29 protein-coding genes are annotated in these 24,095 nt (G+C 58.9%); 14 read left to right on the top strand and 15 right to left on the bottom strand.

Features of this window, described 5'->3' with window-relative positions; translation table 11 throughout:
• Positions 1 to 25: 25 nt before the first annotated feature.
• Both D1641_RS10495 and D1641_RS10500 read left to right on the top strand, forming a co-directional pair.
• On the top strand, positions 26 to 697 hold the full coding sequence (locus tag D1641_RS10495) for a recombinase family protein (RefSeq protein ID WP_347707419.1): 672 nt from the start codon (positions 26 to 28) through the stop codon (positions 695 to 697).
• Positions 698 to 874: 177 nt separating this feature from the next.
• Positions 875 to 2,509 carry a recombinase family protein gene (locus tag D1641_RS10500; protein WP_160665419.1) on the top strand — a complete coding sequence of 545 codons (1,635 nt, stop codon included), beginning with the start codon at positions 875 to 877 and terminating at the stop codon, positions 2,507 to 2,509.
• A 264-nt stretch (positions 2,510 to 2,773) separates the two neighbouring features.
• Here the strand turns inward: D1641_RS10500 and D1641_RS10505 are convergent, their stop codons facing one another.
• The 3 genes from D1641_RS10505 to D1641_RS10515 all read right to left on the bottom strand — a co-directional run bounded on the left by D1641_RS10505 (position 2,774) and on the right by D1641_RS10515 (position 6,338).
• On the bottom strand, positions 2,774 to 4,486 hold the full coding sequence (locus tag D1641_RS10505) for a methyl-accepting chemotaxis protein (protein ID WP_160665421.1): 1,713 nt from the start codon (positions 4,484 to 4,486) through the stop codon (positions 2,774 to 2,776).
• A 183-nt stretch (positions 4,487 to 4,669) separates the two neighbouring features.
• Complete coding sequence (locus tag D1641_RS10510) at positions 4,670 to 5,842, bottom strand: hypothetical protein (protein ID WP_160665423.1); 1,173 nt, start codon at positions 5,840 to 5,842, stop codon at positions 4,670 to 4,672.
• Positions 5,835 to 6,338 (bottom strand): sigma-70 family RNA polymerase sigma factor, encoded by a 504-nt coding sequence (locus tag D1641_RS10515; RefSeq protein ID WP_160665425.1) that lies wholly within the window; start codon positions 6,336 to 6,338, stop codon positions 5,835 to 5,837. Before D1641_RS10515 ends, D1641_RS10510 begins: the two co-directional genes overlap by 8 nt.
• Before the next feature lie 194 nt (positions 6,339 to 6,532).
• Here D1641_RS10515 and ruvC point away from each other — a divergent pair, with 194 nt between their 5' ends.
• The 5 genes from ruvC (at position 6,533) to D1641_RS10540 (ending at position 9,564) form a co-directional block, all read left to right on the top strand.
• The gene (gene ruvC, locus D1641_RS10520) at positions 6,533 to 7,054 is read left to right on the top strand and encodes a crossover junction endodeoxyribonuclease RuvC (protein WP_160665427.1); all 522 of its coding nucleotides are present in this window, start codon (positions 6,533 to 6,535) and stop codon (positions 7,052 to 7,054) included.
• Between the two features lie 93 nt (positions 7,055 to 7,147).
• The gene (ruvA, locus tag D1641_RS10525; RefSeq protein WP_160665429.1) at positions 7,148 to 7,756 is read left to right on the top strand and encodes a Holliday junction branch migration protein RuvA; all 609 of its coding nucleotides are present in this window, start codon (positions 7,148 to 7,150) and stop codon (positions 7,754 to 7,756) included.
• A 4-nt stretch (positions 7,757 to 7,760) separates the two neighbouring features.
• Positions 7,761 to 8,093 carry a DUF6054 family protein gene (locus D1641_RS10530; RefSeq protein ID WP_160665431.1) on the top strand — a complete coding sequence of 111 codons (333 nt, stop codon included), beginning with the start codon at positions 7,761 to 7,763 and terminating at the stop codon, positions 8,091 to 8,093.
• 15 nt (positions 8,094 to 8,108) lie between these two features.
• A complete protein-coding gene (gene ruvB / locus D1641_RS10535; RefSeq protein ID WP_160665433.1) occupies positions 8,109 to 9,173 on the top strand; it encodes a Holliday junction branch migration DNA helicase RuvB in 1,065 nt (354 codons plus the stop codon).
• A 10-nt stretch (positions 9,174 to 9,183) separates the two neighbouring features.
• The gene (locus D1641_RS10540; protein WP_160665435.1) at positions 9,184 to 9,564 is read left to right on the top strand and encodes a DUF5655 domain-containing protein; all 381 of its coding nucleotides are present in this window, start codon (positions 9,184 to 9,186) and stop codon (positions 9,562 to 9,564) included.
• A gap of 130 nt (positions 9,565 to 9,694) precedes the next feature.
• Here the strand turns inward: D1641_RS10540 and D1641_RS10545 are convergent, their stop codons facing one another.
• Positions 9,695 to 9,958, bottom strand: coding sequence for a hypothetical protein (locus D1641_RS10545; RefSeq protein ID WP_160665437.1), 264 nt, complete (start codon positions 9,956 to 9,958; stop codon positions 9,695 to 9,697).
• A 96-nt stretch (positions 9,959 to 10,054) separates the two neighbouring features.
• Between D1641_RS10545 and D1641_RS10550 the strand changes: the two genes are divergently transcribed.
• The 4 genes from D1641_RS10550 to D1641_RS10565 all read left to right on the top strand — a co-directional run bounded on the left by D1641_RS10550 (position 10,055) and on the right by D1641_RS10565 (position 12,894).
• Positions 10,055 to 10,276, top strand: a complete 222-nt coding sequence (locus tag D1641_RS10550; protein ID WP_160665439.1) for a helix-turn-helix transcriptional regulator — start codon at positions 10,055 to 10,057, stop codon at positions 10,274 to 10,276.
• Between the two features lie 223 nt (positions 10,277 to 10,499).
• Positions 10,500 to 11,852 carry a phosphoglucosamine mutase gene (gene glmM / locus D1641_RS10555; RefSeq protein WP_160665441.1) on the top strand — a complete coding sequence of 451 codons (1,353 nt, stop codon included), beginning with the start codon at positions 10,500 to 10,502 and terminating at the stop codon, positions 11,850 to 11,852.
• Between the two features lie 91 nt (positions 11,853 to 11,943).
• Positions 11,944 to 12,552 carry a sigma-70 family RNA polymerase sigma factor gene (locus tag D1641_RS10560; protein ID WP_160665443.1) on the top strand — a complete coding sequence of 203 codons (609 nt, stop codon included), beginning with the start codon at positions 11,944 to 11,946 and terminating at the stop codon, positions 12,550 to 12,552.
• 60 nt (positions 12,553 to 12,612) lie between these two features.
• Positions 12,613 to 12,894, top strand: coding sequence for a zinc-ribbon domain containing protein (locus D1641_RS10565; RefSeq protein ID WP_160665445.1), 282 nt, complete (start codon positions 12,613 to 12,615; stop codon positions 12,892 to 12,894).
• A gap of 250 nt (positions 12,895 to 13,144) precedes the next feature.
• On the opposite strand, the gene D1641_RS10570 is transcribed toward D1641_RS10565, so the two are convergent.
• A complete protein-coding gene (locus D1641_RS10570; RefSeq protein WP_160665447.1) occupies positions 13,145 to 13,930 on the bottom strand; it encodes a MerR family transcriptional regulator in 786 nt (261 codons plus the stop codon).
• 439 nt (positions 13,931 to 14,369) lie between these two features.
• Here D1641_RS10570 and D1641_RS10575 point away from each other — a divergent pair, with 439 nt between their 5' ends.
• Positions 14,370 to 14,573 (top strand): hypothetical protein, encoded by a 204-nt coding sequence (locus D1641_RS10575; RefSeq protein WP_160665449.1) that lies wholly within the window; start codon positions 14,370 to 14,372, stop codon positions 14,571 to 14,573.
• Positions 14,574 to 14,603: 30 nt separating this feature from the next.
• On the opposite strand, the gene D1641_RS10580 is transcribed toward D1641_RS10575, so the two are convergent.
• Both D1641_RS10580 and D1641_RS10585 read right to left on the bottom strand, forming a co-directional pair.
• The gene (locus D1641_RS10580) at positions 14,604 to 15,131 is read right to left on the bottom strand and encodes a 4'-phosphopantetheinyl transferase superfamily protein (RefSeq protein ID WP_160665451.1); all 528 of its coding nucleotides are present in this window, start codon (positions 15,129 to 15,131) and stop codon (positions 14,604 to 14,606) included.
• A 91-nt stretch (positions 15,132 to 15,222) separates the two neighbouring features.
• The gene (locus tag D1641_RS10585) at positions 15,223 to 15,738 is read right to left on the bottom strand and encodes a DUF6512 family protein (RefSeq protein WP_160665453.1); all 516 of its coding nucleotides are present in this window, start codon (positions 15,736 to 15,738) and stop codon (positions 15,223 to 15,225) included.
• A gap of 276 nt (positions 15,739 to 16,014) precedes the next feature.
• On the opposite strand from D1641_RS10585, the gene spoVAC reads away from it, so the two are divergent.
• Both spoVAC and D1641_RS10595 read left to right on the top strand, forming a co-directional pair.
• Positions 16,015 to 16,458, top strand: a complete 444-nt coding sequence (gene spoVAC, locus D1641_RS10590) for a stage V sporulation protein AC (RefSeq protein ID WP_160665455.1) — start codon at positions 16,015 to 16,017, stop codon at positions 16,456 to 16,458.
• A gap of 182 nt (positions 16,459 to 16,640) precedes the next feature.
• Entirely contained in the window at positions 16,641 to 17,135 is a 495-nt protein-coding gene (locus D1641_RS10595) for a polymer-forming cytoskeletal protein (RefSeq protein WP_160665457.1), read from the top strand.
• Positions 17,136 to 17,181: 46 nt separating this feature from the next.
• Here D1641_RS10595 and D1641_RS10600 read toward each other — a convergent pair whose 3' ends face one another.
• The 8 genes from D1641_RS10600 to D1641_RS10635 form a co-directional block, all read right to left on the bottom strand.
• Positions 17,182 to 18,387, bottom strand: coding sequence for a dicarboxylate/amino acid:cation symporter (locus D1641_RS10600; protein ID WP_160665459.1), 1,206 nt, complete (start codon positions 18,385 to 18,387; stop codon positions 17,182 to 17,184).
• A 92-nt stretch (positions 18,388 to 18,479) separates the two neighbouring features.
• Positions 18,480 to 19,043, bottom strand: a complete 564-nt coding sequence (locus D1641_RS10605; protein WP_160665461.1) for a manganese efflux pump MntP family protein — start codon at positions 19,041 to 19,043, stop codon at positions 18,480 to 18,482.
• A 246-nt stretch (positions 19,044 to 19,289) separates the two neighbouring features.
• Positions 19,290 to 19,730, bottom strand: a complete 441-nt coding sequence (locus D1641_RS10610) for a MarR family transcriptional regulator (protein WP_160665466.1) — start codon at positions 19,728 to 19,730, stop codon at positions 19,290 to 19,292.
• A 35-nt stretch (positions 19,731 to 19,765) separates the two neighbouring features.
• A complete protein-coding gene (gene fabZ / locus D1641_RS10615) occupies positions 19,766 to 20,227 on the bottom strand; it encodes a 3-hydroxyacyl-ACP dehydratase FabZ (protein WP_160665468.1) in 462 nt (153 codons plus the stop codon).
• A gap of 89 nt (positions 20,228 to 20,316) precedes the next feature.
• Positions 20,317 to 21,564 (bottom strand): beta-ketoacyl-ACP synthase II, encoded by a 1,248-nt coding sequence (gene fabF, locus D1641_RS10620; RefSeq protein WP_160665470.1) that lies wholly within the window; start codon positions 21,562 to 21,564, stop codon positions 20,317 to 20,319.
• A 13-nt stretch (positions 21,565 to 21,577) separates the two neighbouring features.
• Positions 21,578 to 22,321: a 3-oxoacyl-[acyl-carrier-protein] reductase gene (gene fabG, locus D1641_RS10625; RefSeq protein ID WP_160665472.1), complete on the bottom strand. Its 744-nt coding sequence runs from the start codon at positions 22,319 to 22,321 to the stop codon at positions 21,578 to 21,580.
• Entirely contained in the window at positions 22,318 to 23,253 is a 936-nt protein-coding gene (gene fabD, locus D1641_RS10630) for an ACP S-malonyltransferase (protein WP_160665474.1), read from the bottom strand. Before fabD ends, fabG begins: the two co-directional genes overlap by 4 nt.
• Positions 23,250 to 24,095, bottom strand: an 846-nt coding sequence (locus D1641_RS10635) for a nitronate monooxygenase (protein WP_160665476.1), incomplete at its 5' end; no start/stop codon positions are given. The genes D1641_RS10635 and fabD, both read right to left, overlap by 4 nt.

Below are 24,095 nucleotides of genomic sequence, written 5' to 3' on the forward strand. Positions count from 1 at the left end.
TTGTTTGACGATTGGAGGCGATTTTGTGGGGAACTATTTTAGCTATATGCGAATTTCCACCGATACGGAGCGGCAGAACTTCGCCAGACAGGAAAAGGCTTTGAAGCGATACGCCGAAAAACATGGTATTGAATATCTGCATGAATTTTCAGAAGAAAAATCCGCCAAGAACTTCACGGATAGGAAGGAATTTAACAAACTTGACAAAGCGTTACACAGCGGCGACACGGTTGTTTTTAAGGATTTATCGAGATTTACACGCGAAACCGAGAACGGTTATAAAAAATATATGGAATGGCTTGAAAGGGGTATTAACATTGTTTTTTTAGATAATCCCGGTATATCAAGCGACTATATCCGGCAAATGATGAATACAGCGGAAAGTCACAATATAATCACAAAGACCGCCATGGAGGGAACAATAAAGACTCTGCTTATTGTGGAGCTTGACATGGCGGAGCAGCAGCGGCGTTATATCTCAAAGGCTATAAAGGATGGTATCGCGGCAAGCGACAAGAGAAGCGGACGGAAAAAAGGCTCGTTGGACAAAATGACCGATGAATTAAGGCACGATTTAGAGCTTTATATGCACGACAGGACGATTACCCAAAAGGCCGTTATGGAAAAGCATGGTATCAGCCGGAACACGCTAAAGAAGTATGTAGAGAGGCTTGCAGAGGGGCAGCGCGGGGGATAGCACAGAGCCGAAAGGCAGTCAAGGCACCGGCTTCACCTCGCCTTCGGCGGCCTTGACAGCCTTTCGGCCCTGTGCTTTTGTGTAATCAAGAGGTGCTGGCGCACCTCCGGCCAGAAAGGCCCGGCACCAATTTTGAAATACACGAAAACCACCAAAACAGGAAAGGAGCGAATAACAGTGGCTAACAAAATGAAAGAGTTCAAGCGAAATCCGGGAAATATCGCCTTTTGCTACTATCGCTATAGCTCTGACGCACAACGGGACGTTTCCATTGACCAGCAGCGGCAAGCGGCCCATGAGTACGCAGAAAAACACGGCTATATCATTCCCCCTGGCTGTGAATTTGAGGATAGAGGTATCACAGGAACTACAATAGAAAGACCGGGATTGCAGCACATGCTTTATGAGGCAAAGCATAAGCGTCCCGCCTATTTGATTCTCTGGAAGCTCGACAGGCTTTCCCGTGAAATACATGATTCATTTTTTATTGACGCACAATTACAAGATTCGGGCGTTCAAATCGTTACTGTAGGTGAGCCGCTTCCAGATGATAGCCATATGCGTTATGTGATACAGGCGTTATATGCTTCTATGGCGCACAACTTCATTGAGAACCACCGCAGCAACGTTATGAGAGGGCAAAATTTTAACGCTGAAAATGCGTTGTATAACGGCGTAAAAATTTTGGGGTATATTGGGAAGCCGAATAAAAAGTATGAAATTGACCCGGAAACCGCGCCGATTGTTCGGAAAATCTTTACTGATTATGTGGAGGGGAAACCCCTTCAAAAAATAGCGAATGAGTTAAACGAAAGCGGGCTCAGGAGTGTTCGGGGCAATAAATTTGTTGTGAACTCGCTAAATATGATACTTCGCAACAGGGCGTATATAGGCGAATATAGATGGGGTGAGCATGTCATACCGGGCGGAATGCCTCAAATTATTAGTGTTGAGCTGTTTGACGCTGCCGACAAGAAGCTAACAAAGAATAAGCGGGGCGGCACAGGTGCGGCGAGGAAGCTAAACCCAGAAGAAACTGATTTCTGGCTCACAGGTCATATATATTGCGGTGAATGTGGTGCCACTCTTCATGGTATATCTGGGACGAGTAAAACCGGGAAAATCTACTACTATTATTCCTGTTTGAACCACCAGAAAAAAGCGTGTAAAATGGGAAATCAGCGAAAGGAGAAACTTGAAGCAATCGTAAGACATACCCTTGACCGAATACTTGAAGATTCTACATTAAGGCTAATTATCGCAAAGCTATGTTTCGACTATTACGCAGATAGCAAAAGTGATGATAAGGGGGCATATCTGGAATCACTGAAAAGCAAGCTGAAAGACGTTGAGGGCAAATTGCAAAACTTTGTAAAAGCCATTAGCGCGGGAATTTTCAATGAAACAGTCCAAGAGGCCATGAACGAATTAGAAGGCCAGAAGCGCATGTTGAAAGAGCAGATTGAAGCGGAAGAACTTCGGGAAAAGTACGATATAAAACTTGATGATATTGTGAAATTCTTCGAGAGTTTTGTAGGGAATCTGGACAATAAAGAACTGAGGGAATATGTTCTTGACATTTTCGTTGACAAGATATATGTTTATAAAGAGAGAATGGTTATCACGTTCCATTTCACCGATGATAAGCAGGAATTGTCTTATGAAGATACTCTTGAAATGATAGAGAATCACAGGTATCTAATGGATTGCGTGAATGACCCGGAAGCGCATGTTGAAGACAATCCGGTTGCAGCAAAAATGAGGGAAAGCCTTATCAGTGTGGGAGGCACAGACCCCAATTTTTTTCCTTAACGGGTTCGAACACTTTTGGGTTGATTCCACCAAAAAGAACGACCCTACCTGATCTGAACAAATTGTTGTCAATCGTTCGGATCAAGTAGGGCCGTTCTTTATCTGTAACTCTTGTATTTCAAGGGCTACAGGCTTTTTCTACCTCAGACACCATATGTCATTGACTAAGAGGAAACAGTTCAAAATCAAAGTGCAAAATGAGTAATGAGAGGGATTCGACTCCCCTGCAAAATATCAAACCTGACGCTATCCTAACACATCAGCCTACCGGGAGCATTTTGAAGGGGCGCTCTTCAGCTGAAACCTTTCTACCAGATTCTTCATAAGCTGTGACTGACTGGACAGCTCCTCGCTTGCCGCCGCGCTTTCCTCCGCAGTTGCCGAGTTTGTCTGTACAACATTGGAGATCTGGTCAATTCCCACCGTGAGCTGAGCGATAGAATCCGCCTGATCACTGCTGGCCTCCGAAATCTGTTCAATAATGCCGGCCATTTCGTTCACATCGCTGACCGCTTGAATCAAGGACTGCGCTGTGTCGTCCGCAATCTGCGTTCCGTTTTCGATTGCCTGCAAAGAATTTGCAATCAAAGCAGCGATATTCTCGGAAGCCTCTGTGCTCTTGTTTGCCAGATTGCGGACTTCATCGGCTACTACGGCAAACCCTTTTCCGGCGGCGCCTGCGCGGGCAGCCTCTACGGCGGCGTTCAGGGCGAGAATATTAGTTTGGAACGCAATATCCTCAATAATCTTCATGATTTTGCTGATCTCACTGGAGCAACTGCTGATATCCCCCATTGCATGTGTCATCTGCTGCATTTTTTCTTTGCTCACATTCATCTTTACGCTGACAGCGTCTGCCGCTTTACTGGCCTGCCGCGCACTGTCTGCGTTCTGATTTACCTTGTTGGAGATTACATCAATCGTGGCAGCGAGTTCCTGTACAGAGCTGGCCTGCTCAGTTGCCCCCTGGGCAAGCGCCTGAGAGCCGTTCGATACCTGGTCCGCTCCGCCCGCAACCTGAGCAGAGCTTTGACTGATTTGCAGCATTGTGTCATTGAGCTTGTCTGCAATGCCCCGGAACGAGACAAGCAGAGGATAAAAGCCGCCTGTATACACCTCCTCGCAGGCCGAATCCACCGTAAAATCTCCCTCAGCCATTTTAGCAAGGAATTGATTCTCATCCTCAATAATAAGCTGAAGCTTATGGATCAATCTGCCCACCTGAACGGCGAGAACGCCCAGTTCATCCTTCGAGGTATAGGAAATCTTTACATTCAGATCCCCTTCCGCCATTTTTATGGCGGCATTCTGGATTTCAGAAATAGGGATTTTGATCAGGCGTATAATCACAAATGAGAAAAAGACGCCTACGAGGATGATGGCAATGACAACTGCTGCCATGGTCAAGATGGCAGTTCTGTAAAGGGAAGCGCTTTCCGCCGCTGCATCATCGCTCCCCTTCGTATTGTAGGCGATAATATCATCAAAAGCGCTGTTCAAGGAGCTGAAAAGCGCCGCACATTCTCCGTCCAGAATCGCACGGGCACTCTCAGGGCGGCCCTGTTCGGCGAAAGCCATCATTTCTTCTTCCGCCGCCTGGTACTGTGTCCAGAGATTGCTTGCGTTGTTATAGAAATTTCGTTCTTCCTCATCAATCATATCCCCATATGCGGCTAAGAGGGCGTCCATTCTTTCGATTTCGTTCTGGAGGAACCGAAGGCTCGTCTCCTCTTCGCTATCAGAGCCTGCGGTAATGTACTCCAGCTCATTCAGCCGGACATTGGAAATGGTAGTGCTCAGTTCCCTTGCTGCATCTACACTGGGAAGCCAGCTTGTTGCAATATCGCTTGTCACGTCGTTCATCCGGCCCATAAGAAAAAATGACATCCCGCTGATAATAAGCATTCCAAGCAGCGCAACGCCTATGAGAATATAAAGCTTCAGTCTGATTTTTAAATTTTTTATGCAGTGAATCATCTTTGCAATCTCCTTTTATCCTTCATTATCCGCAGTTGGCAAATATAAGAATATATCGGAAGCTTTTCTCTGTTTGATAAGGGGATTGGTAAGAATATGTATATATGTTAAGGGGGCAAATGCACCGCATTTGTCCCCTTAACACTTTAGATTAATGACATTGGCCTCCGGCCGGGATTTTCATCATTCTTTGGGACAGCGGAAACCCACGTCTGGGTCATAGGCCGGGGTGAAGGACGAGGTGTCCTCCTCAGGGGCGGAATCCACCTCAAAGGCGGGCAGCTTCTGTTGGGGCAGTTCGTCGGGGAGGTTGCTTACATCGTAATGTTCCCCGTCGTACTGGGGCTCGACGGCGATGAGGTCCTCGTCCCTGGGGGCGGGGACCCCGCCGGGCATGACGTGGTAGACCGCCGGGTCCTCGCCCTCCTTGACGAGGCCATCCACGCTGGCCCGCTGACCCACCTTGACAAAGATGGCGTCGTCGTCGGGGTCCAGCTCCGCCAAAATGGCGAGGATGGGCTCGTAGACCTGGGTGAGGGTCAGCTCGATGCGGTTGGCCTCCTCGTCGATGCCCCAGCCGGCCATCACGTCGCCGCATTTCATGTCCTTGTCCGGCAGGGCGTTGAGCTGGTCCATCAGTCCCTTCAGATGGGCCAGAGAGTATTTGCAGGAGCTGAATATCACGTGGCCGTCGTCCGTCCAGTCCAGCACCTGAAGCTCCAGGGATTTGTCTACGGGGTCCTTGTCCTCCACCAGCTGGACCACCAGCCAGCCGGAGCCGTCGATATAGGCCCCGCCGTACCAGTCGGGGTAGGTGCCATTGAAGCGGTCCATCAGCTTCTCATAGGCGTTGACGGCCTCCTCCTGGACGGGGGCATCGCCGACGTAGGCCCCGCCAGGCAGAGCGCCGGAGGGGGCATAATCCCGATTGGGCGAGTCGCCGGTGTTGGGGGTGCCTGTATCACCGACACTATTATAGCATAGGCTGCGGGAGGGGGAAAGCAGGTCGTCGGTGTTGGGAGTGCTTGTATCACCTCCGCCGGTTTCAGTGGTGGAAGCGTTTTCCGGCATGATTTCGGTCAGCCCCTCCACCGTCACATAGCTGTGGAGCCTGGTCTCTATGACGTCTCGATTAAAACTGCGCAGGAAAACCATCCACTGGGCGTCCTCCTGAGCATCGCTATGAAGAGAGAACGCCCCAATCACCAGCGCCGCGCAGGCGGCTATGGCCCCGTATCTTCTCCAGGGGACGGGCCGTTTTTTCGGGGCCTGGGCCAGCTTCTCGCTGAGGGCCGCCCGGACCTGGGGGGAGGGGGTCATCTGCTTGTTCATGGAATCAAACAATTCCTTACTCATCGAAATACGCTCCTTTCAGTCGTTCCCGGAGTTGTTCCCGTCCCCGGGTCAGCCGCATCCGGACGGCCCCGGGGCGTATCGCCAGAGTTTTGGCGATCTCCTGGGTGGACAGCTCCTGGAAGTAAAACAGATAAATGGGCAGGCGGTAGTCCTCGGCCAGCTCTTGCAGGGCCTCCCACACCCGATTTTCCTCGGGCTCCCGGAAGAGGACAGGGGCGTCCTCCCGCTCTGACAGGGGGATGGTCCTCTGCCTGTAGGTGGAGGAGGTCACCCGCCGGGACTGGTTAATGGTGGTGCGCAGCAGCCAGGCCTTCCGGTGCTCCTCGTCCCGAAAGGTCTTGCCGCACTGGCAGTAGGCCAAAAATACCTCCTGAAACACGTCGTCGGCGTCGGCCCGATTGCCCGTCCGGGCCAGGGCCAGGCCATATACTGTATTTTGATAGCGGTCTATAATCGAATCCATCTCACCGCCCGCGCGCAGCGGCAGAGCTTCCATACGCAAGACCTCCTTTCACCCATAACTCAAAGCAGCGAGGTAAATTGTCACAGGCCAGAAAAACTTTCTTCCCATTTTATCACACTTGTGCTATACTTACCATGTAATATTGTGAGCAAGAGGAAAAACGAAGTTTTTCTCAAAAGTTTTCTTTTTGGTTCTTTTTCAAAAGAAAAAGAACAGGGAGGGAAGCAATGATTATCCTAGGCATCGACCCGGGGGTGGCCACCATTGGTTTCGGAGTTATCCGGGCGGAGCGGCAGAAGAACACCCTCCTGCGCTATGGGGTGATTACCACCCCGCCGGGTATCCCCTTGTCCCACCGGCTCCTCCAGATTTCCGGCGACATGGAGGAGCTGATTCACGCCTTCCACCCCGATGAGATGGCGGTGGAGGAACTGTTTTTTACCAAGAATATTACCACAGGAATCTCTGTGGCCCATGGCCGGGGGGTGATCCTGCTGTCGGCGGAGAAGCTGGGGGTGCCTATCTTTGAGTACACCCCCATGCAGGTGAAGCAGGCGGTGGCGGGCTACGGCGGGGCGGACAAGCGGCAGGTTATGCTTATGACCCAGCGGCTGCTGGGAATGAAGGAGATTCCCCGGCCCGACGACGCCGCCGACGCTCTGGCGATTGCCATCTGTCACGCCCGGTCGGCCACCAGTCTGCTCAATACTGAGCGGGTCTTCAACCCGGAGAAATACGATACACGCTGATTGCTTTATGTGTAGGGCGCGACGACCCCGGCGCGCCGTCTTACAATACGAACGGCGGGCCGAGTCGTCCCGCCCTGCAAGGAGGAACCCAATTTGTTCTATTATCTCAACGGGGTAGTGGCCCACATTGAGCCCTACCTGGCTGTCATTGACTGCGGCGGAGTGGGCTACGCCTGCCGCACCACCAGCTATACCCTGTCCGCGCTGAAGAAGGGGGAGAAGGGCAAGCTGTTTACCCATCTGAATGTCCGGGAGGATGCGATGGAGCTGTACGGGTTCGCCACGGCGGAGGAGCTGAGGCTGTTCCAGCAGTTGATCTCGGTCTCCGGCGTGGGCCCCAAGGCGGCCCTGTCCATTTTGTCGGCCAGCAGTCCGGCCAATCTGGCCCTGTCCATCATCACCGGGGACGAGAAGGCCCTCACCTGCGCCCAGGGCATCGGCAAAAAAATCGCCCAGCGGGTGATTCTGGAGCTGAAGGATAAGCTGGCCAAGGGCCAGACCGTCAATGCCGCCGGGGAGAGCTATGGCGGGACCGGGGTGACCGTCATCCCGGAGAACAAGCTGTCTGAGGCCACCGCGGCCCTGGCCGTTCTGGGCTACTCCCAGGGGGAGATCAACCTGGCCCTCAAGGGAGTGGATCTGGAGGGGCTGACCCTGGAGCAGATCATCAAGCAGGCCCTGAAAAGGATGGTAAAGGGGTGAGCCTGTGGCGAAATATGAGTGCACTTTGCGGGGCGACTACGATCAGGCCCTGCGCTACTTCCACGAGGGCATCCTGAACGGCAGCATGTCCGCCAGCTTCGAGGAGGAGAGCTGTTTCCAGAGCTTTGGCGTGCGGGTGACCGTCCGGGTCTATGAGCGCTACAGCATGACCGGCGGCAACCGCCTGTCCATGACCCTCACCCTGATGGGAGACGGAGAGAAGCTGTACCTCTCCGGCATCACCGCCGGGGGCAGTCAGGGCATGTGGCTGAAAATCAACACCTGGGGCGAGGAGGCTTTTCTGGACATCCTGCGGGACCTGGCCCGGCGGTGGTAAAAAGGAAGTGAAGCGTTGAGTATCGATTTTTCCGGTGGAGGGCTGGACGCCGAGGAGCTGGAGCCCCTGGTGACCACCTCCCTGACCCGTGAGGACGAGGGGGAGTACTCCCTGCGGCCCAAAACCCTCCGGGAGTACATCGGCCAGGAGAAGGCCAAGGGCAACCTGGAGGTCTTTATCCAGGCTGCGAAGATGAGAAACGAGCCCCTGGACCACGTGCTGCTCCACGGCCCACCGGGGCTGGGCAAAACCACCCTCAGCGGCATCATCGCCAACGAGATGGGGGTGAACGTGCGCATCACCTCTGGCCCGGCCATTGAAAAGGCGGGGGACCTGGCCGCCCTGCTGACCAACCTGAACGAGAACGACATCCTCTTTGTGGACGAGATCCACCGTCTCAACCGGGCGGTGGAGGAGATCCTCTACCCCGCCATGGAGGACTACGCCATCGACATCATCATCGGCAAGGGCCCCTCAGCCAACTCCATCCGGCTGGACCTGCCCAAATTCACCCTCATCGGGGCCACCACCCGGGCGGGTCAGCTCTCCGCCCCCCTGCGGGACCGCTTCGGGGTGACGCTGCGGCTGGAGCTGTATTCCCCGGAGGAGCTGTCCTGGATTGTCACCCGGTCCGCCGGGATTTTAGAGGTGCCCATCGAGCCGGAGGGCGCCATGGAGATTGCCCGCCGCTCCCGGGGCACCCCCCGGATCGCCAACCGGATGCTCCGCCGGGTGCGGGACTTCGCCCAGGTGCGGGCGGGGGGCGTCATCACCAAAAAGGTGGCCGACGAGGCCCTCACCGCCCTGGAGATTGACTACCTGGGCCTGGACTCCATCGACCACCGGATGCTCCGGTCCATTGTGGAAAACTACCGGGGCGGCCCGGTGGGGCTGGAGACCCTGGCCGCCACCATCAATGAGGAGGCCGTCACCCTGGAGGACGTGTACGAGCCCTATCTCATGCAGCTGGGCTTCCTCACCCGCACCCCCCGGGGCCGGTGCGTCACGCCTAAGGCCTACCAGCACCTGGGCCTCCCTGTCCCCGGCGAACCGGGTGGGCTGGATCAGCTGAGCTTTTAAGGAGGACCTTATGGACCAGAATACCCTGTTCTTTTTTAACCAGAAGCCGGAGGCCATCCCCCTGTATGAGGCCTTCGAGCGCCGCCTGCTGGCCGAGCTGGAGGGGGTCATCATCCAGCCCCAGAAGAGCCAGATCACCCTGAAGAACCGCCGGGTGTTCGGGGCGGTGTCCTTTCTGGCCGCCCGGAAGGCCAAGGACCGGCCCGATCCCTACATCACCATCACCCTGGGGCTGAACCGGCGGGAGGGCTCTCCACGCATCGACCAGGCCTCCGAGCCATACCCTGGAAGGTGGACCCACCATCTGGTCATCGGGTCGGTGGAGGAGATCGATGGCGAGCTCATGGCCTGGGTCCGGGAGGCGTTCGAGTTCGCGGCGGCCAAGCGGTAGGGGCAGCAATTCGCAGGGCGGAACGCCCTCGGCCCGCCGCTCAATTACCGCAAACCCTTTTGAAACGGCGCGCCGGGTCGTCGCGCCCTACACACGGGCCAACTAAGGACATCGGATGTAGGGGCGGATATTATCCGCCCGTCCCTAAGGTTTGCAAAATCTCTTGACGAAGACCCAGTCCATAGAGATAATAGAGGTCGGCGGTGCGATACAGATAGGCCCATAGACCTTTTTCAAATGCGTCGTATAGGTCAGGGCTCGCCAGCGTTTCAATTTGATCTGTAATCTTATAAAATTCCTGCTGCGCACGCATAAATTCTGGGTCACTGGCACAGAACGACTCAATTTCAGTGACGATGGCGTTGTTGAGGAACAGAGATGGCAGTATGTTCATAATAATACCCCCTAATTTAAATTAATATACTATGAGTTAAACTAAGTATATATTAAATCTATCTTGCCTCCGTGTCAAGAGGGGAGAGGTGTATTTATGGAAAAATTTCCACGCAGGCTGAAGGCGATTCGTGTTGAAAATGGAAAAAAACAGCATGAGATAGCTGTTCATCTTGGACTGTCGGATGGTGGGTATCAGTGTTATGAGCAAGGGAGGGGCTATCCGGACGTCCCCCGCCTGTACGCACTGGCGGAGTACTTTGACGTCAGCATCGACTACCTCCTGGGCCGTACCGATAAGCGGCAAGTCAACAGGTGAGCGCCAAAAGCCCCCCTTCAGAAAGGGGGGTGCCGCGAAGCGGCGGGGGGTTTCCAAAAAACACGCAGACGCGTTTTGGGAGGAGAAACCCTCCGTCACGGCTTCGCCGTGCCACCTCCCTTTACAAAGGGAGGCTTTCCCTGCGGGGGACGGGGGCTTTGAGCGGCCTATGGCCGCCCCACAGTGAAGAACATAACCAGAACGAGATTTGAGGTGTATTAACATGGGCAAATTATTTGGAACGGACGGCATCCGGGGCGTGGTGAACGCCGGGCTGGACGCGGACCTGGCCTACAAGGTGGGCCTTGCGGCCGCCACGGTGCTGGCGAAGGACAAAGGAGGAAGGCCCCTGGTGACCATCGGCAAGGACACCCGCATTTCGGGCGACCTGCTGAAGGGCTCGCTGATCTCCGGGCTGTGCACCGCCGGGGCGGACGTGCTGGACCTGGGCACCCTGCCCACGCCGGGGGTGGCCTGGGTGACGGTGGACGAGGAGGCCGACGCGGGCATTGTCATCTCGGCCAGCCACAACCCCTTCGAGCACAACGGCATCAAGATTTTCAACGGAAAGGGCTTTAAGCTGTCCGACGAGCTGGAGGAAAAGATTGAGGAGATTGTCCTGTTTGGCTCCAACAACGTGCCCATGAAGACGGGGGCGGACATCGGCCGGGTGAGCTATGTGGCGCCCAAGGCGTCTGAGGACTACATCGACCACCTGGAGTCCACCATCGACTCCACCCTGGGCGGCCTGCGCATCCTGGTGGACTGCGCCAACGGCGCCGCCTCCACCACCGCCGCCCGGCTGTTCGACCGCTTCTCCAAGCTGCGCACCGACGTGATCAACGCCGACCCCGACGGGGTGAACATCAACGACAGGTGCGGCTCTACCCACATGGACGCCCTGGCCGCCATGGTGAAAGCCGGGGGCTACGACATCGGCATCGCCTTCGACGGGGACGCCGACCGCTGTCTGGCGGTGGATGAGCAGGGCGGCCTGATCGACGGCGACCAGGTCATGGCCGCCTGCGGCCTGGACATGATGCGCAAGGGCCGGCTGCCCGGGAACACCGTGGTGGCCACCGTCATGTCCAACCTGGGCTTCCACGTCTACACAAAGGAGCAGGGGATGGTGGCGGAGTGCACCGACGTGGGGGACCGGAACGTGCTGGAGCGGATGGTGGAGAAGGGCTACCGCCTTGGAGGCGAGCAGTCGGGCCACACCATCTTCCTGGACCACGCCACCACCGGCGACGGCCAGCTCACCGCCCTGCACATCCTGGCCCTGCTGAAGGAGAGCGGCAAAAAGGCCAGCGAGGTCTTTGGCGTCTGCCCCCGCTACCCTCAGGTGCTCATCAATATCCCCGTGGCGGACAACGACGTGAAAAAGGCGGCTATGGCCAGCCCTCTGCTGGCCCAGGCCATCCAGCGGGAGGAGGAGGCCCTGGCCGGGGAGGGCCGGGTGCTGGTGCGCCCCTCGGGCACCGAGGCCCTCATGAGGGTGATGGTGGAGGCCAAGACCCAGTCCCTGGCCCAGGAGACCGCCCAGCGGCTGGCCGATCTGGTGGCCGGGCTGTAAAAAACAGGACAATGGAAAATTGAACAAAGTTTTTCCGGAAAACCCTTGACAAATCTGAACATTTTGTTTATAATGACTGAGGTAATAAAAAATGGAACAGACTCCCAACCCCTCAGATGAGGCGCTGTGCCTGAGCGCGGCTCAGGGCAGTTCTCAGGCGGAGACAGAGCTGGTGCGCCGGTATAACCGGCTGGTGCGGGCCTGCGCCCGTCCCCTGTTTTTGGCGGGGGGCGACAGCGAGGACCTGATCCAGGAGGGAATGCTGGGTCTGCTCACCGCCATCCGGAGCTTTGACCCTGGGCGGGACACCGCCTTTCGCACCTATGCGGAGATATGCGTCCGAAGCCGTATGCTGACCGCCGTCCGGGCGGCGCAGGGCGGCAAGCACGCCCCATTGAATCACAGTGTTTCCTACGAGCCCCCTCTTTTTGACGGAACCAACGCATATTTGTTTTCCAGTGCCGAGAGCCCGGAGGACGTGGTCATCGGCAGAGAAGAGCTGCGAGAGCGATTAGAGGCTCTCAAGGGCCGGTTATCTAAGTTTGAAGCACAGATCCTACCTCCCTACCTGAGCGGGCTCTCCTGTGGAGAGATCGCCCGGCGGGTGGGCCGCTCCCAGAAGTCGGTGGACAACGCCATCCAGCGTATCCGCCGCAAAACGGCCCTGCAAATTTCTTCCGGCGTATCCAGCGAGAGCTGATCGCAAATATCAACACGCCCAGGCCAAGTGCCGGGCAAAAGTCAAAGAGAGGGAATATCCATGTACGAAGACAAGATTTTAGTATGCAAAGAGTGCGGCCAGGAGTTTACCTTCACCGCCGGCGAGCAGGAGTTCTACGCAGAGCGCGGCTTCCAGAACGAGCCCCAGCGCTGCAAACCCTGCCGTGACGCCCGCAAGAACGCCGCCCGCGGCCCCCGTGAGTACTTCACAGCCGTGTGCGCCTCCTGCGGCGGTGAGGCCAAGGTGCCCTTCGAGCCCAAGTCCGACCGCCCCGTCTACTGCAGCGACTGCTTCGCCAAGATGCGCGAGCAGCAGGGCTGATTTAAAAGGCCTGAAAAAAGTCCGCCGAAAGGCGGACTTTTTCTGTAGATTGACAAAAAAGCCTCCCTTCGCAAAGGGAGGTGGCATCCGCGCAGCGGATGACAGAGGGTTTTCCCGATCAAAGATTCAGCTATTTCTTTCGGAGACCCCCCCACCCGGCTTCGCCGGGAGCCCCCTTGCGAAGAGGGCCTTGCTTGCTGCGGCGGGGACAAGAGAATTAAAAGGGACGGCAGTAAAGCCGCCCCTTCGCTTATACCTTTTCCACCGGGAAGAGCACTCCGGTCTCCAGCTGGTCGGGGGGCGAGTTGTCCGGGTCGCCGAAGTAGCGGTCCATGGCCGGGCCGCACATCCGGTATTCGGGGTGTTCCCCCAGCCAGGCGCACAGGGCGTCGTAGGCGTATTGCAGCCGCTCATAGGGCCCCCTGTGCTGTACCGCCGCGCAGAGACAGGCGGGCCTGCGCTTCACGTCCGGGCCGTCCTGGGCCACCACCATCTGGGCCTCCACGTCGGAGTGCTCGGGGTTAAACGCCTCGTCGTGGTAGAGCATCTGGATGGGCCCCGCCTGGGTCAGCCCCCGGGCGGCGGCCTCCCGATACAGCCGCTCAAAAAAGTCGTGGTACTGGTCCACTCCGATGGTCTCCCGGATGGAAAATACCTTTTGCTCCGGGTCCTCCAGCAGAATGACATGATACGTTTTTTCCATAGCTGTTCCCTCCATACGGAGGATATCCGCCTCGATCTGGTGGATCACCCCTTGCTGCCGGTCCAGCTCCCGATAGAGCTCCAGCCGCCGCTGCCGCAGGCTGGAGAGAAGCTGGCTGTCCTCCAGCTCCAGCAGCGGGCCGATCTCCCCCAGGGAGAAGCCGTAGTTTTTCAGCCACTGGATTTTTACCAGGTCGGACAGCTGCTCCTGCCGGTAGTAGCGGTAGCCGTTGTCCCCCACCGCCTGGGGGCGCAGCAGGCCCAGGGTGTCGTAGTGGCGCAGCATCCGTGGGGTAACCCGGCTCAGCCGGGAAAATTCACCGATAGTCAGCATGACATTCCTCCTTGATTTGATGTGGGAACCGGCTCCTGAAATCAGGATAAACCCTCACACAGGGGAAATGTCAAGGACTTTTTTAAATTTTTTCTTGACTTTTTGCACTTGCTGATTTATTATAATTGCGAGGGCAGAAAGAAGGTGGTGAAATGAGCCCACGGACAGGGCGTCCTCCCAAAGAGAACCCCCGTAATGTGAATCTTAATCTCCGTTTGACCAGGGGAGAAGCGGAACTGATTCAGGAGTGTGCAGACGCTTTAAACACGACGAGGACAGAGGTCATCGTAGCGGGGGTCAAATTGGTAAAGGAACGCCTGGAAAATAAATAGAGTGCTGGCCACCCTTCAAAGAAACCAACACCCTATTTACCAAACCCGAGGAGTTATGGTAAATTTGATTATGCCACAACTCCAGGGAAAAAGCAAGGAGTTTTATAATGGATATAAAAAGCAATCTGCTGGAGCTGGAGACATCCGCGCAGCGCATCTCCGACGGATTGGCGGCAATCCGGATGATGGTTCTGGGTCTGGACGAAATGAACAGCGAGTACACAGGCGCATTCCACGCCGTTTGGCACTATCTGTCCGATGCGAATGAGGGGTTTCAAAAGCACATAGCCGCGTGCCTGGATGCGGTATAACAGAAGAAGGACGGCCTCGGGCCGTCCTTCTCACATCTCCAGAAGCTCCTCCGGGGGCTCGCTGTGTCCGCACACCGCCGCCGCCCAGCCCGGGCCGGTCCAGGTTCGGAACCACAGGCCGTCAAAGAGGACGGGACCCGCCTCCGGAAGGGGCACCCGGATATCCCGGATGGAGGACCGCAGTCCCCGGCCGCTCTCCTTGGCCCGGGCCTCCTTCAGGGTCCACAGGCGGGTGAAGGCGGGCCACAGCTGGGGCTGGTCCTCCAGCCAAGCCAGTTCCTCCGCTGAGCATACCCGGGCCGGCAAACCGGGCCGCCAGGTCCGCACGATCTGGATGTCCACCCCCACTGGGGCAGAATCCAGGGCACACAGGGCAAGTTCCCCGCTGTGGCTGAGGTTGAAGTGCAGCCCCTCCCGCCCGGGGAAATAGGGCTTGCCCCCCTCCCTCCGGGCAATTTCCGGCAGTGGGGACAGCCCCCAGTGCTCCTTTGCCCCTCGAGCCAGCAGCTCCCGGGCCTGGCCCCTGGCAGTGAGGTTTTTTGTGTAGTAGATGACCATAAAAAGTCCCCCCTGTCCAGTATACCAGAAAAGGGGGAGAGGAGACAGCTAAAGTTCTTTTTGGTTACTTTTTCTTTCAAGAAAAAGTAACTCAACAGGGCAGGGGCAGCCAGGAGCCCACGGCGGCCAGGTCCCGGAAGAGCAGGCCCTCCGGGGGGTAGAGGGTGAACCAGGCGATGAGGCCGGCCAGGAGGGCGGCGGCCAGGACAGCCAGCAGCCACTTGACTCCCTTAAAGGGCCCGGAAAACCGGGTGGCCAGCCAGAAGCCCAAGGTCATGACCAGAATGTAGATGGCGATATCTACCCACACAGCCTCGCCCCCCAGCATGACGTGGTACACCCACCCCAGCCCCAGTGTGAGGGCGCACAGCAGGGGCAGAACCAGCAGCCAGGGGCGGATTCCTCCCGGGCGGTCCCGGTTGAGCACCAGCGCCGCCCCCAGGAAGGGCCAGAATACCAGCTTGACATGCTCCCACAGGCTCTCGTTCACCGGGGAAAACAGGGCGGTGATGGCGCTGGACCACCAGCCATACAGAAAATGGAGTATGCACCCCGCCAGCAGAGCGGCAATCCAGGTGACAATCAGCTGACGCTTTGGATAGAACATTTTTCCTCACTCCTTCCGGTACAATTTATGTGAGGCGGGCCCGTTTCATACGGCTCCGCATATTTTTTTTGGGACAGGAGATGCTAAGGCTTGTTTGAAAAATGTCAATGCGCCCAAGGGGCGGATCTTTTTCTGCCATACTGCCCCAATTTTTCTTGAAATACATCCAGTATTCCTGCGAAAAATTGTGTTTGTCCGGCAGAAAAATCCCTCGCCACTGTGCATATTTCCATTTTTCAAACAGCGCCTGGAGAAAACGCGGAAGGAGCGAATGCTATGAGCATGACCAATCAGGACTACGGCCGGCTGGTGAACGAGCGGTCGAAGCCGTCGCCCATAGGAAAGAATATGGTGTGGGCCTTTCTGGTGGGCGGGGCCATCTGCGCCGCCGGTCAGGGACTGATGAACCTGTACCAGAGCTATGGCCTGGAGAAGGAGCAGGCGGGGACAGCCGTCTCCGTCACCCTGATTCTGGCCGCCGCCCTGCTCACCGGGCTGGGGGTCTTTGATAAGCTGGCAAAGCGGGCGGGGGCAGGCACCCTGGTGCCCATCACTGGCTTCGCCAACGCCATGGTCTCCCCTGCTCTGGAGTTCAAAAGCGAGGGGCTGATTACCGGCACCGCCGCCAAGCTCTTCACTGTGGCAGGCCCGGTACTGGTATTCGGCATCAGCGCCAGCGTGATCTATGGGCTGGTTCTGGTGCTGCTGAGAAGCCTTTAGCCTGCTCCGGCCCCCTCCAACGGGGGCCGGGTTGAGCATGAGGGAGGAAAAAAGCCGGGGACATCAAGGTTTTTTGTACTTTTTTCCCTTGCGTTCCGGGCGGAAGTTTGCTATAATTTTTTGTACATTGAATCCTTGATATTCGCGGTTATTCCAATCATTGAGATAAGGAGCGATGAACTATGGGTTTATTTGGAGCACAGCCGAAACAGGAGCCGGTCCCCACGACCACCTTTGAGGAGGAGCCCTTTGACGAGATCCCCTCCCTGCCCAAGGCGAATAACAACACCATTATTGCCCAAGGGATCACCTTTACCGGCGTGATCCGGGGCGAGGGCAACGTTCAGATTGAGGGCCGACTGGAGGGCGAGATCGACCTGCGGGGCGGCGTCACCATCGCGCCCAGCGGAACGGTCCAGGGCCCCATTGCCGCCGACGCAGTGCGGGTGGCAGGCAACGTGGAGGGCAGTATTACCGCCCGGGACCACCTGTGCCTGGAGCGCACCGGCGCCATTCACGGCGATGTGGCAACCGCCTCCCTGATTGTGGAGAACGGCCGGCTGGACGGCAGCAGCACTATGCTGGCCTCCGCTGAGCCGCCCAGGCATGAGACGGATATCTCGGTGCAGGACCTTCAGTTCGGTCCCGATTTCGAGCTGGAGGAGCGGGATACATAAAAAATACGGCCCGGAGAGCAAATCTCCGGGCCGTATTTTTATGCGCTTAGAGGAGGCGAGGCTCCTGCGCGCTGATATTGTGCTTCTCGGCGTAGCCGGTGAGAATTAGGGTAAGGGCGCCGTCGCCGGTGACATTGCAGGCGGTGCCGAAGCTGTCCTGAAGGGCAAAGATGGCCAGCATCAGGCCCCGGCCGGCCTCGTCAAACATGAGCACGCCGGCGATGAGGCCCAGAGAGGCCACCACCGTGCCGCCGGGGACACCGGGGGCGCCAATGGCGAAGACGGCCAGCAGCACACAGAACAGCACCATGGTGCCCAGGGAGGGCAGCTTGCCGTAGAGCACCTGGGAGACGGTCATGCAGAAGAATACCTCGGTAAGCACCGAGCCGCACAGATGGATGTTTGCGAACAGAGGGATGCCGAAGTCCACCATGTCCCGGCGCAGGACGGAGGACTTGTGGGCGCACTGGAGGGCCACGGCCAGGGTGGCGGCGGAGGACATGGTGCCCACGGCGGTGATGTAGGCCGGGCCGTAGTGCTTTACCACCTCGATGGGAGAGCGGCCCGAGTAGGCTCCCGCCGCCCCGTAGAGGATCGCCATCCAGACGAAGTGCCCCACCATAACAATGAGGATGGCGATGAGAAAGACGGGGAACTGCTTGGTAATGGAGCCGTTCCAGGCCAGCTGATAGAAGGTGGAGGCAATAAAGATGGGGAGGATGGGGATGACTACCCGCTTCACGATGTCCAGCACGATGTTCTGGAACTCCTCCAGAATCGCGGTGACTGTTTTGGCCCTGGTCCACACGGCGGCCAGGCCGATGAGCACGGAGAACACCAGGGCGCTCATCACCGGCATGATCTGGGGGATAGCCAGCTCAAAGGGGACGGGCAGGCTGGCCCCCTCCTCGGCGGCGGAGGCAAAGGCCAGGTGGGGAATGATGGTGTAGCCCGCAGCCATGGACAGAAGGGCGGCTAGCACCGAGCTGACATAGGCGATGACGATAGCCACGCCCAGCATTCTGGTGGCGTTGTTGCCCAGCTTGGTGATGGAGGGGGCGATAAAGCCGATTACGATAAGGGGGACGCAGAAGTTAATCAGCTGGCCCAAAATGTACTTGACGGTGCCGATGACGTTGACCACGCTGGAGGCGAAGGGCAGAGTGCTCTCCTGGGGGATCAGCAGCCCCAGGATGATGCCCGCAGCCACGCCGATCAGCAGGCGCAGGGGCAGGTTTTCGGATTTTTTCATAAAAAGCTCCTTTCCGTTTTGACAGCACACAGACCGGGAAAATACTCCCATTTTTTTATCATACCATATTGAGGAGGAAAAGACAATACACCTCAGGAAAGCAAGGTGTGTTCCAGCAGGATTTTTGCCCCCATGCCCATAAGGACCAGTCCCCCGGCCAGCTCCGCCCTGCTTTTGAAGCGCAGGCCGAACAGCGCCCCCACCTTTACCCCGGCAGCGGACAGAATAAAGGTGGTCACGCCGATGAACAGCACGGCGGAGACGATGTTGTCCACCTGGAGAAAGGCGAAAGTGACCCCCACCGCCAGGGCGTCGATGGAGGTGGCTACCGCCAGGGGCAGCATGGCCCGGGGGGAGAAGGAGCTGTCCAGCGCCTCCGCCTCTCCGCCCCGGGACTCCCGAACCATGTTGAAGCCGATGATCCCCAGCAGGAAAAAGGCGATCCAGTGGTCGATGGAGACGATCATCCCCTGGAAGCGGACCCCCAGAAGCCAGCCGATCAGGGGCATCAGGGCCTGAAAGGCGCCGAACCACCCCCCGCAGATCAGACAGTGGCCCACCCTGGGCCGTCTGGTGGACAGCCCCTTGCAGACGGACACCGCGAAGGCGTCCATAGACAGGCTGACCGCGATAATAAAGAGTTCGTACAGCCGCATGATAAGTCCCTCCAAGCGATAAGAAAAGAGACTTATCTGTCCCTGGGACAGATAAGTCTCGCCATTTCAGGCCCGGCCAGGAGGAGAACCTCCAGTATGTTGACCGGGCTGCACCAATCGGTACCGGCTACTCCCTTACTTTGGGTGCCAGTGTACCACAAGGCTATGCCCCTGTCAAGCTTATTCTCAGTCCGGGGCAAAAATACCCGAAAACTCCGCTGCGGGCGGCGGAAGGCTGCCCGGCTGTCACCGCAGGTCGACCTCGGGCATCAGCTCCTGCCCTACGATGCGCAGCACCCGGTCCATCTGGGCCACCTCCTCCGGGGTAAAGCGCTCCCGCACCCGGTTCATGACCTCCTGCACATAGGCGCTGCTCAGGTTGTAGTAGTCGTGGAACTTCTGGGTGGGCCGCAGGTGGTACTCCCGCCGGTCGCTGGGGGACTGGACTTTCTCCACATACCCCTTCCGGATCAGGCTGTTCACCTTATAGGCGGCGTTGGGAGAGGAGATGTTGGCGAAGGAGGCGAACTCGTTGACAGTGGGCTCGTCCAGAGCCCGGATGATCTCCATGCAGAAGGTCTCCACCGCCGTCAGGCTGGCCTCTCTGGTCTGGAATCTGGAAAAAACCGCCTGGTAAAAGTGCAGCTTGAATTTGGTGTAGATTCGGTCAAAGCTCTCCTCCAGCACCTTTTTTCCCCTCCTGTTTCCGTGAATTGAGGACATTATACCAGAGAATCTCCCGTTTCGCAAGAGGGGCGTTCCGTCAGGGCGAAGGTGAGCTCCGCCTTACAGGCCAGCTTCCCCTCCACCCGGGCCTCCGCCGTGCCGAAGCCCACCGGCCCCTTCTGGGCGGTGAGCCGGCACTCCAGCTCCAGCACATCTCCGGGGCGGACCTGCCGCTTGAACCGGGCGTTTTTTATGCCTCCAAAGAGGGCCAGCCTGCCCTCGCTCCCCGCCTCGGTGAGGATAGCCACCGCCCCCACCTGGGCCAGGGCCTCGATGATGAGCACCCCGGGCATCACCTTGAAGCCGGGGAAGTGGCCCTGAAAGAAGGGCTCGTTGGCGGTGACGCACTTGATGCCCTTGGCCCCCTCGCCGGGGACGCACTCGGTGATCCTGTCCACCAGCAGGAAGGGATAGCGGTGGGGCAGAATGGCCTCGATCTGGTCGATATTCAGCTCCATATCAGGAAACCTCCTTTTTTGTAGGGACGGGACGACTCGGCCCGCCCTATTTGTATATGGATTCGGCGGCGTGCCGGGGTCGTCGCGCCCTACAGATGTGCCTCCCACCTTTTCAGCACAACAGCCGCGTTGTGCCCCCCGAAGCCCAGGGAGTTGGACAGGGCGATTTTGATCTCCGCCTGGCGCCCCTCATTGGGGACGATGTCCAAATCGCAGGCCGGGTCGGGGACCTGATATCCGATGGTGGCCGGGATGAAGCCCTCCTTCAGAGCCAGCGCGGTGAAGATGGCCTCCACCGCCCCGGCGGCCCCCAGCAGGTGGCCCGTCATGGACTTGGTAGAGCTGACTTTCAGCTTTTGGGCGTGGTCCCCAAAGGTGGTGTGGATGGCCGCCGTCTCGCTGGCGTCGTTCAGGGGGGTGGAGGTGCCGTGGGCATTGATGTAGTCCACCGCCTCAGGGGAAATCCCGGCGTCAGCCAGGGCCTGGGCCATACAGGCGGCCCCGCCCGCCCCGCCCGGGGCGGGGGCGGTGATGTGGTGGGCGTCGCAGTTGGCGCCGTAGCCAATCACCTCGGCGTAAATTTTGGCCCCCCGGGCCTGGGCGTGGCCCAGCTCCTCCAGCAGGAGGGCGCCCGCCCCCTCCCCCATGACAAAGCCGGAGCGCTCGGCGTCGAAGGGGATGGAGGCCCGAAGGGGGTCTGTGCTCTCGCACAGGGCCTTCATGGCGGTGAAGCCCCCCATAGCCAGGGGAGTGACGGCAGCCTCAGCCCCGCCGCACAGCATCACCTCGGCATAGCCGTCCCGGATATGCCGGAAGGCGTCTCCCACGGCGTTAGTCCCCCCGGCGCAGGCGGTGACCACGCAGGAGCACATGCCCGTAAAGCCGCAGCGGATGGCCATGTGGCCCGCCGCCATGTTGGAGATAATCATGGGGATCATGAAGGGAGAAACCGTGTCGTATCCCCGCTCGCTCCCCCGCCGGTGGGCCTCGCCCACCGTCTCAAAGCCGCCGATGCCGCTGGAGAAGATCACCCCGCAGCGGTCCGGCTTCTCCCGCTCCCGGTCCAGGCCGGCGTCGGACATGCACTCCTGGGCGGCGATGAGGGCCAGCTGGGTGAAGCGGTCCATTTTTTTGGCCTCCCGCTTGCCCAGCAGGCCGTCAATGTCCAGACCCTTTACCTCGCCGGCCAGCTTGACCTTCATCTCCGCCGTGTCATACCGGGTGATGGGCCCGATGCCGCATTTTCCCGCCTTGACTGCCGTCCAGCTCCCGGCGACGGAGTTCCCCACCGGGTTGACCGTCCCCATGCCAGTGATTACCACTCTGCGCTTTTCCATATCCTTCACCTCATTAAACCGCCATGCCGCCGTCTACGCACAGCACCTGCCCGGTGATGTAGCCGCACTCCGGCCCGGCGAAGAAGGCCACCGCCCGGGCCGCCTCCTCAGGGGAGCCGGGCCGGCCCTTGGGGATGGTGGTCAGCATGGCCTGCCGGGCCTTTTCCGGCAGGGCGGCGGTCATGTCTGTCTCGATAAAGCCGGGGGCCACTGCGTTGACGGTGATGTCCCGCCCGGCCAGCTCCTTGGCGGCCGCCTTGACCAGTCCCAGCACCCCCGCCTTGCTGGCGGCGTAGGCGGTCTGGCCCGGGTTGCCCCGCAGCCCCACCACGCTGGACAGGCAGACAATCCGTCCATACTTCTGCCGCAGCATCACCTTCGCCGCCGCCCTGGTGCAGAAATAGGCCCCCTTCAGGTTGGTATCCAGCGTCTTGGTAAAATCCTCCTCCTTGGCGGTCATGAGCAGGCCGTCCCGGGAGATGCCGGCGTTGTTCACCAGAATATCCAGCCGGCCGAACCGCTCCTTCACCGCAGTCACCAGAGCGTCGCAGGCGGCGGGGTCGGACACGTCCGCCTGAAAGGCCTCCGCCTCCACCCCCAGCTGGCGGCACAGCGCGACGGTCTCCTCCGCCGTAGCGCCGCTGCCGGCGTAGTTGACGGCCACCGCCGCCCCCTGCCGGGCCAGCTCCAGGCAAATAGCCCGTCCGATCCCCCTGCTGCCGCCGGTGACCAGGGCCACGTTTCCATCCATGCTCATGCTGTTTCTCCTTTCAGGGCGGACACCACGCTGTGGAAATCCGCTGCTGTGTCGATGTGATAGGTTTTTATCTCCGGAGCAGTCTTTTTAAAGAAGCCGCTCAGTGCCTTTCCCGGCCCGATCTCCACCACGGTGTCCACCCCATCCGCCGCCATACGGCGGATGGTGTCCTCCCAGTAGACGGGGGACTGGACCTGCCGCTCCAGCAGGGCGGGGACGGTGTCGTCTGCGTCCATCGGCCCGCCCTTGCAGTTGAAATAGACGGGGAAGGCCATGGGGCCGAAGAAGATGGTATTAAAATGCTTTGCCAGGGCGTCCCCGGCGGGCTTCATCAGCCGGGTGTGGAAGGGTCCGCTCACCTTCAGGGGCATGCACCGCTTGGCGCCCAGCTCCTTCGCGATCTCCCCGGCCCGGTCCACCGCCGCCTTCTCTCCGCCGATGACCAGCTGGCCGGGACAGTTGTAGTTGCAGATCTGGACCACGCCCAGCTCTGAGGCCCCGTCGCAGGCATTTTGGAGCTTCTCCCGGTCCAGGCCCAACACGGCGGTCATGCCGCAGTCCAGACCGGCGGCGGCCTCCTCCATGGCCTTGCCCCGTAGGGCCACCGTGGAGATCACCGTCCCCCGGCTGAACACCCCGGCGGCATAGAGGGCGGAGTACTCCCCCAGGGACAGCCCCGCCGCCGCCTGAGGGCGGATGCCCTCCTGATACAGCAGGTCGGTCACCCCCACGGCGAAGGCCGCCATGCAGGGCTGGGTATAGCGGGTCTGGGACAGCCGGTCCTCCGGGCCCTGGAAGCACAGCCCTTTCAGGTCGAAATCCACAGGGGCGTGGTCAAAGATGTTGGAAAATTCGGGAAATTCCTCATAGAAGTCCTTTCCCATACCCGCGTGCTGGCTGCCCTGTCCGGCGTATACAAAGGCTAATTTCACTGTGCCGCCCTCCATTCTGTCATAATCAGATCCATCTGTTCTCCCACCGTGGACATTCTCTCCACCTGGCCCACATTGGCCCCGCAGAAGAACAGGCCGTTCTCCCAGTCCCCCCTCCAGGCGGCGATGAGGGCCTGGAAGATGCAGTAGGGGGACTCCAGCTTCCCGCAGGGGGTCAGACAGCCGACGCAGCGCTCCGGCCCGGGCTGCGTTTCCTCCTCCACCCGGCGGACCAGGGGGCTGCGCAGGGCCCGGCCGGGCATCCCCACGGGGCTCTTTACGATGGTCACGTTATTCCCCTTTTCTCTGAGGAGTATTTTCTTGTAGTCCTCGCTGGCGTCGCACTCCTCTGTGGCGATAAAGCGGGTGGCAAACTGGGCGCCGGCGGCGCCCTCGTCCATGCAGCGGGCCATATCCCTCCCGCCGTTCACCCCTCCGGCCACAAAAACGGGGATATCCCGCCGGTATTTCTCCCGGAAGGGGGCCAGGGCCTCCCGCACATCCCGGAGCAGGGCGCTGAGGGAGACAGGCCGGCCCGCCTGGGCTTCCTTGGCCTCGTCGGGGGAGAAGCCCAGATGTCCTCCGGCCAGGGGGCCCTCCAGCACCACAAAGTCCGGGACGCGGCGGTAGCGCTTATCCCACACCTTGGCAATCAGGGCGGCGGCCCTTCCTCCGCTGACGATGGGGGCCAGGGCGGCGGCGCTCTCCGGCACCTCCGCCGCCAGAGCGGGGAGCTGGAGGGGCAGGCCCGCCCCGCTGACCACCGCGTCCACCCCGGCTCGCAGGGCGGTGCGGACGCTGTCAGCGTACTGGGCCGTGGCCACCATAGCGTTGACCGCTAC

The organism is Colidextribacter sp. OB.20, from assembly GCF_009911595.1.
Classification (GTDB): domain Bacteria; phylum Bacillota; class Clostridia; order Oscillospirales; family Oscillospiraceae; genus Lawsonibacter.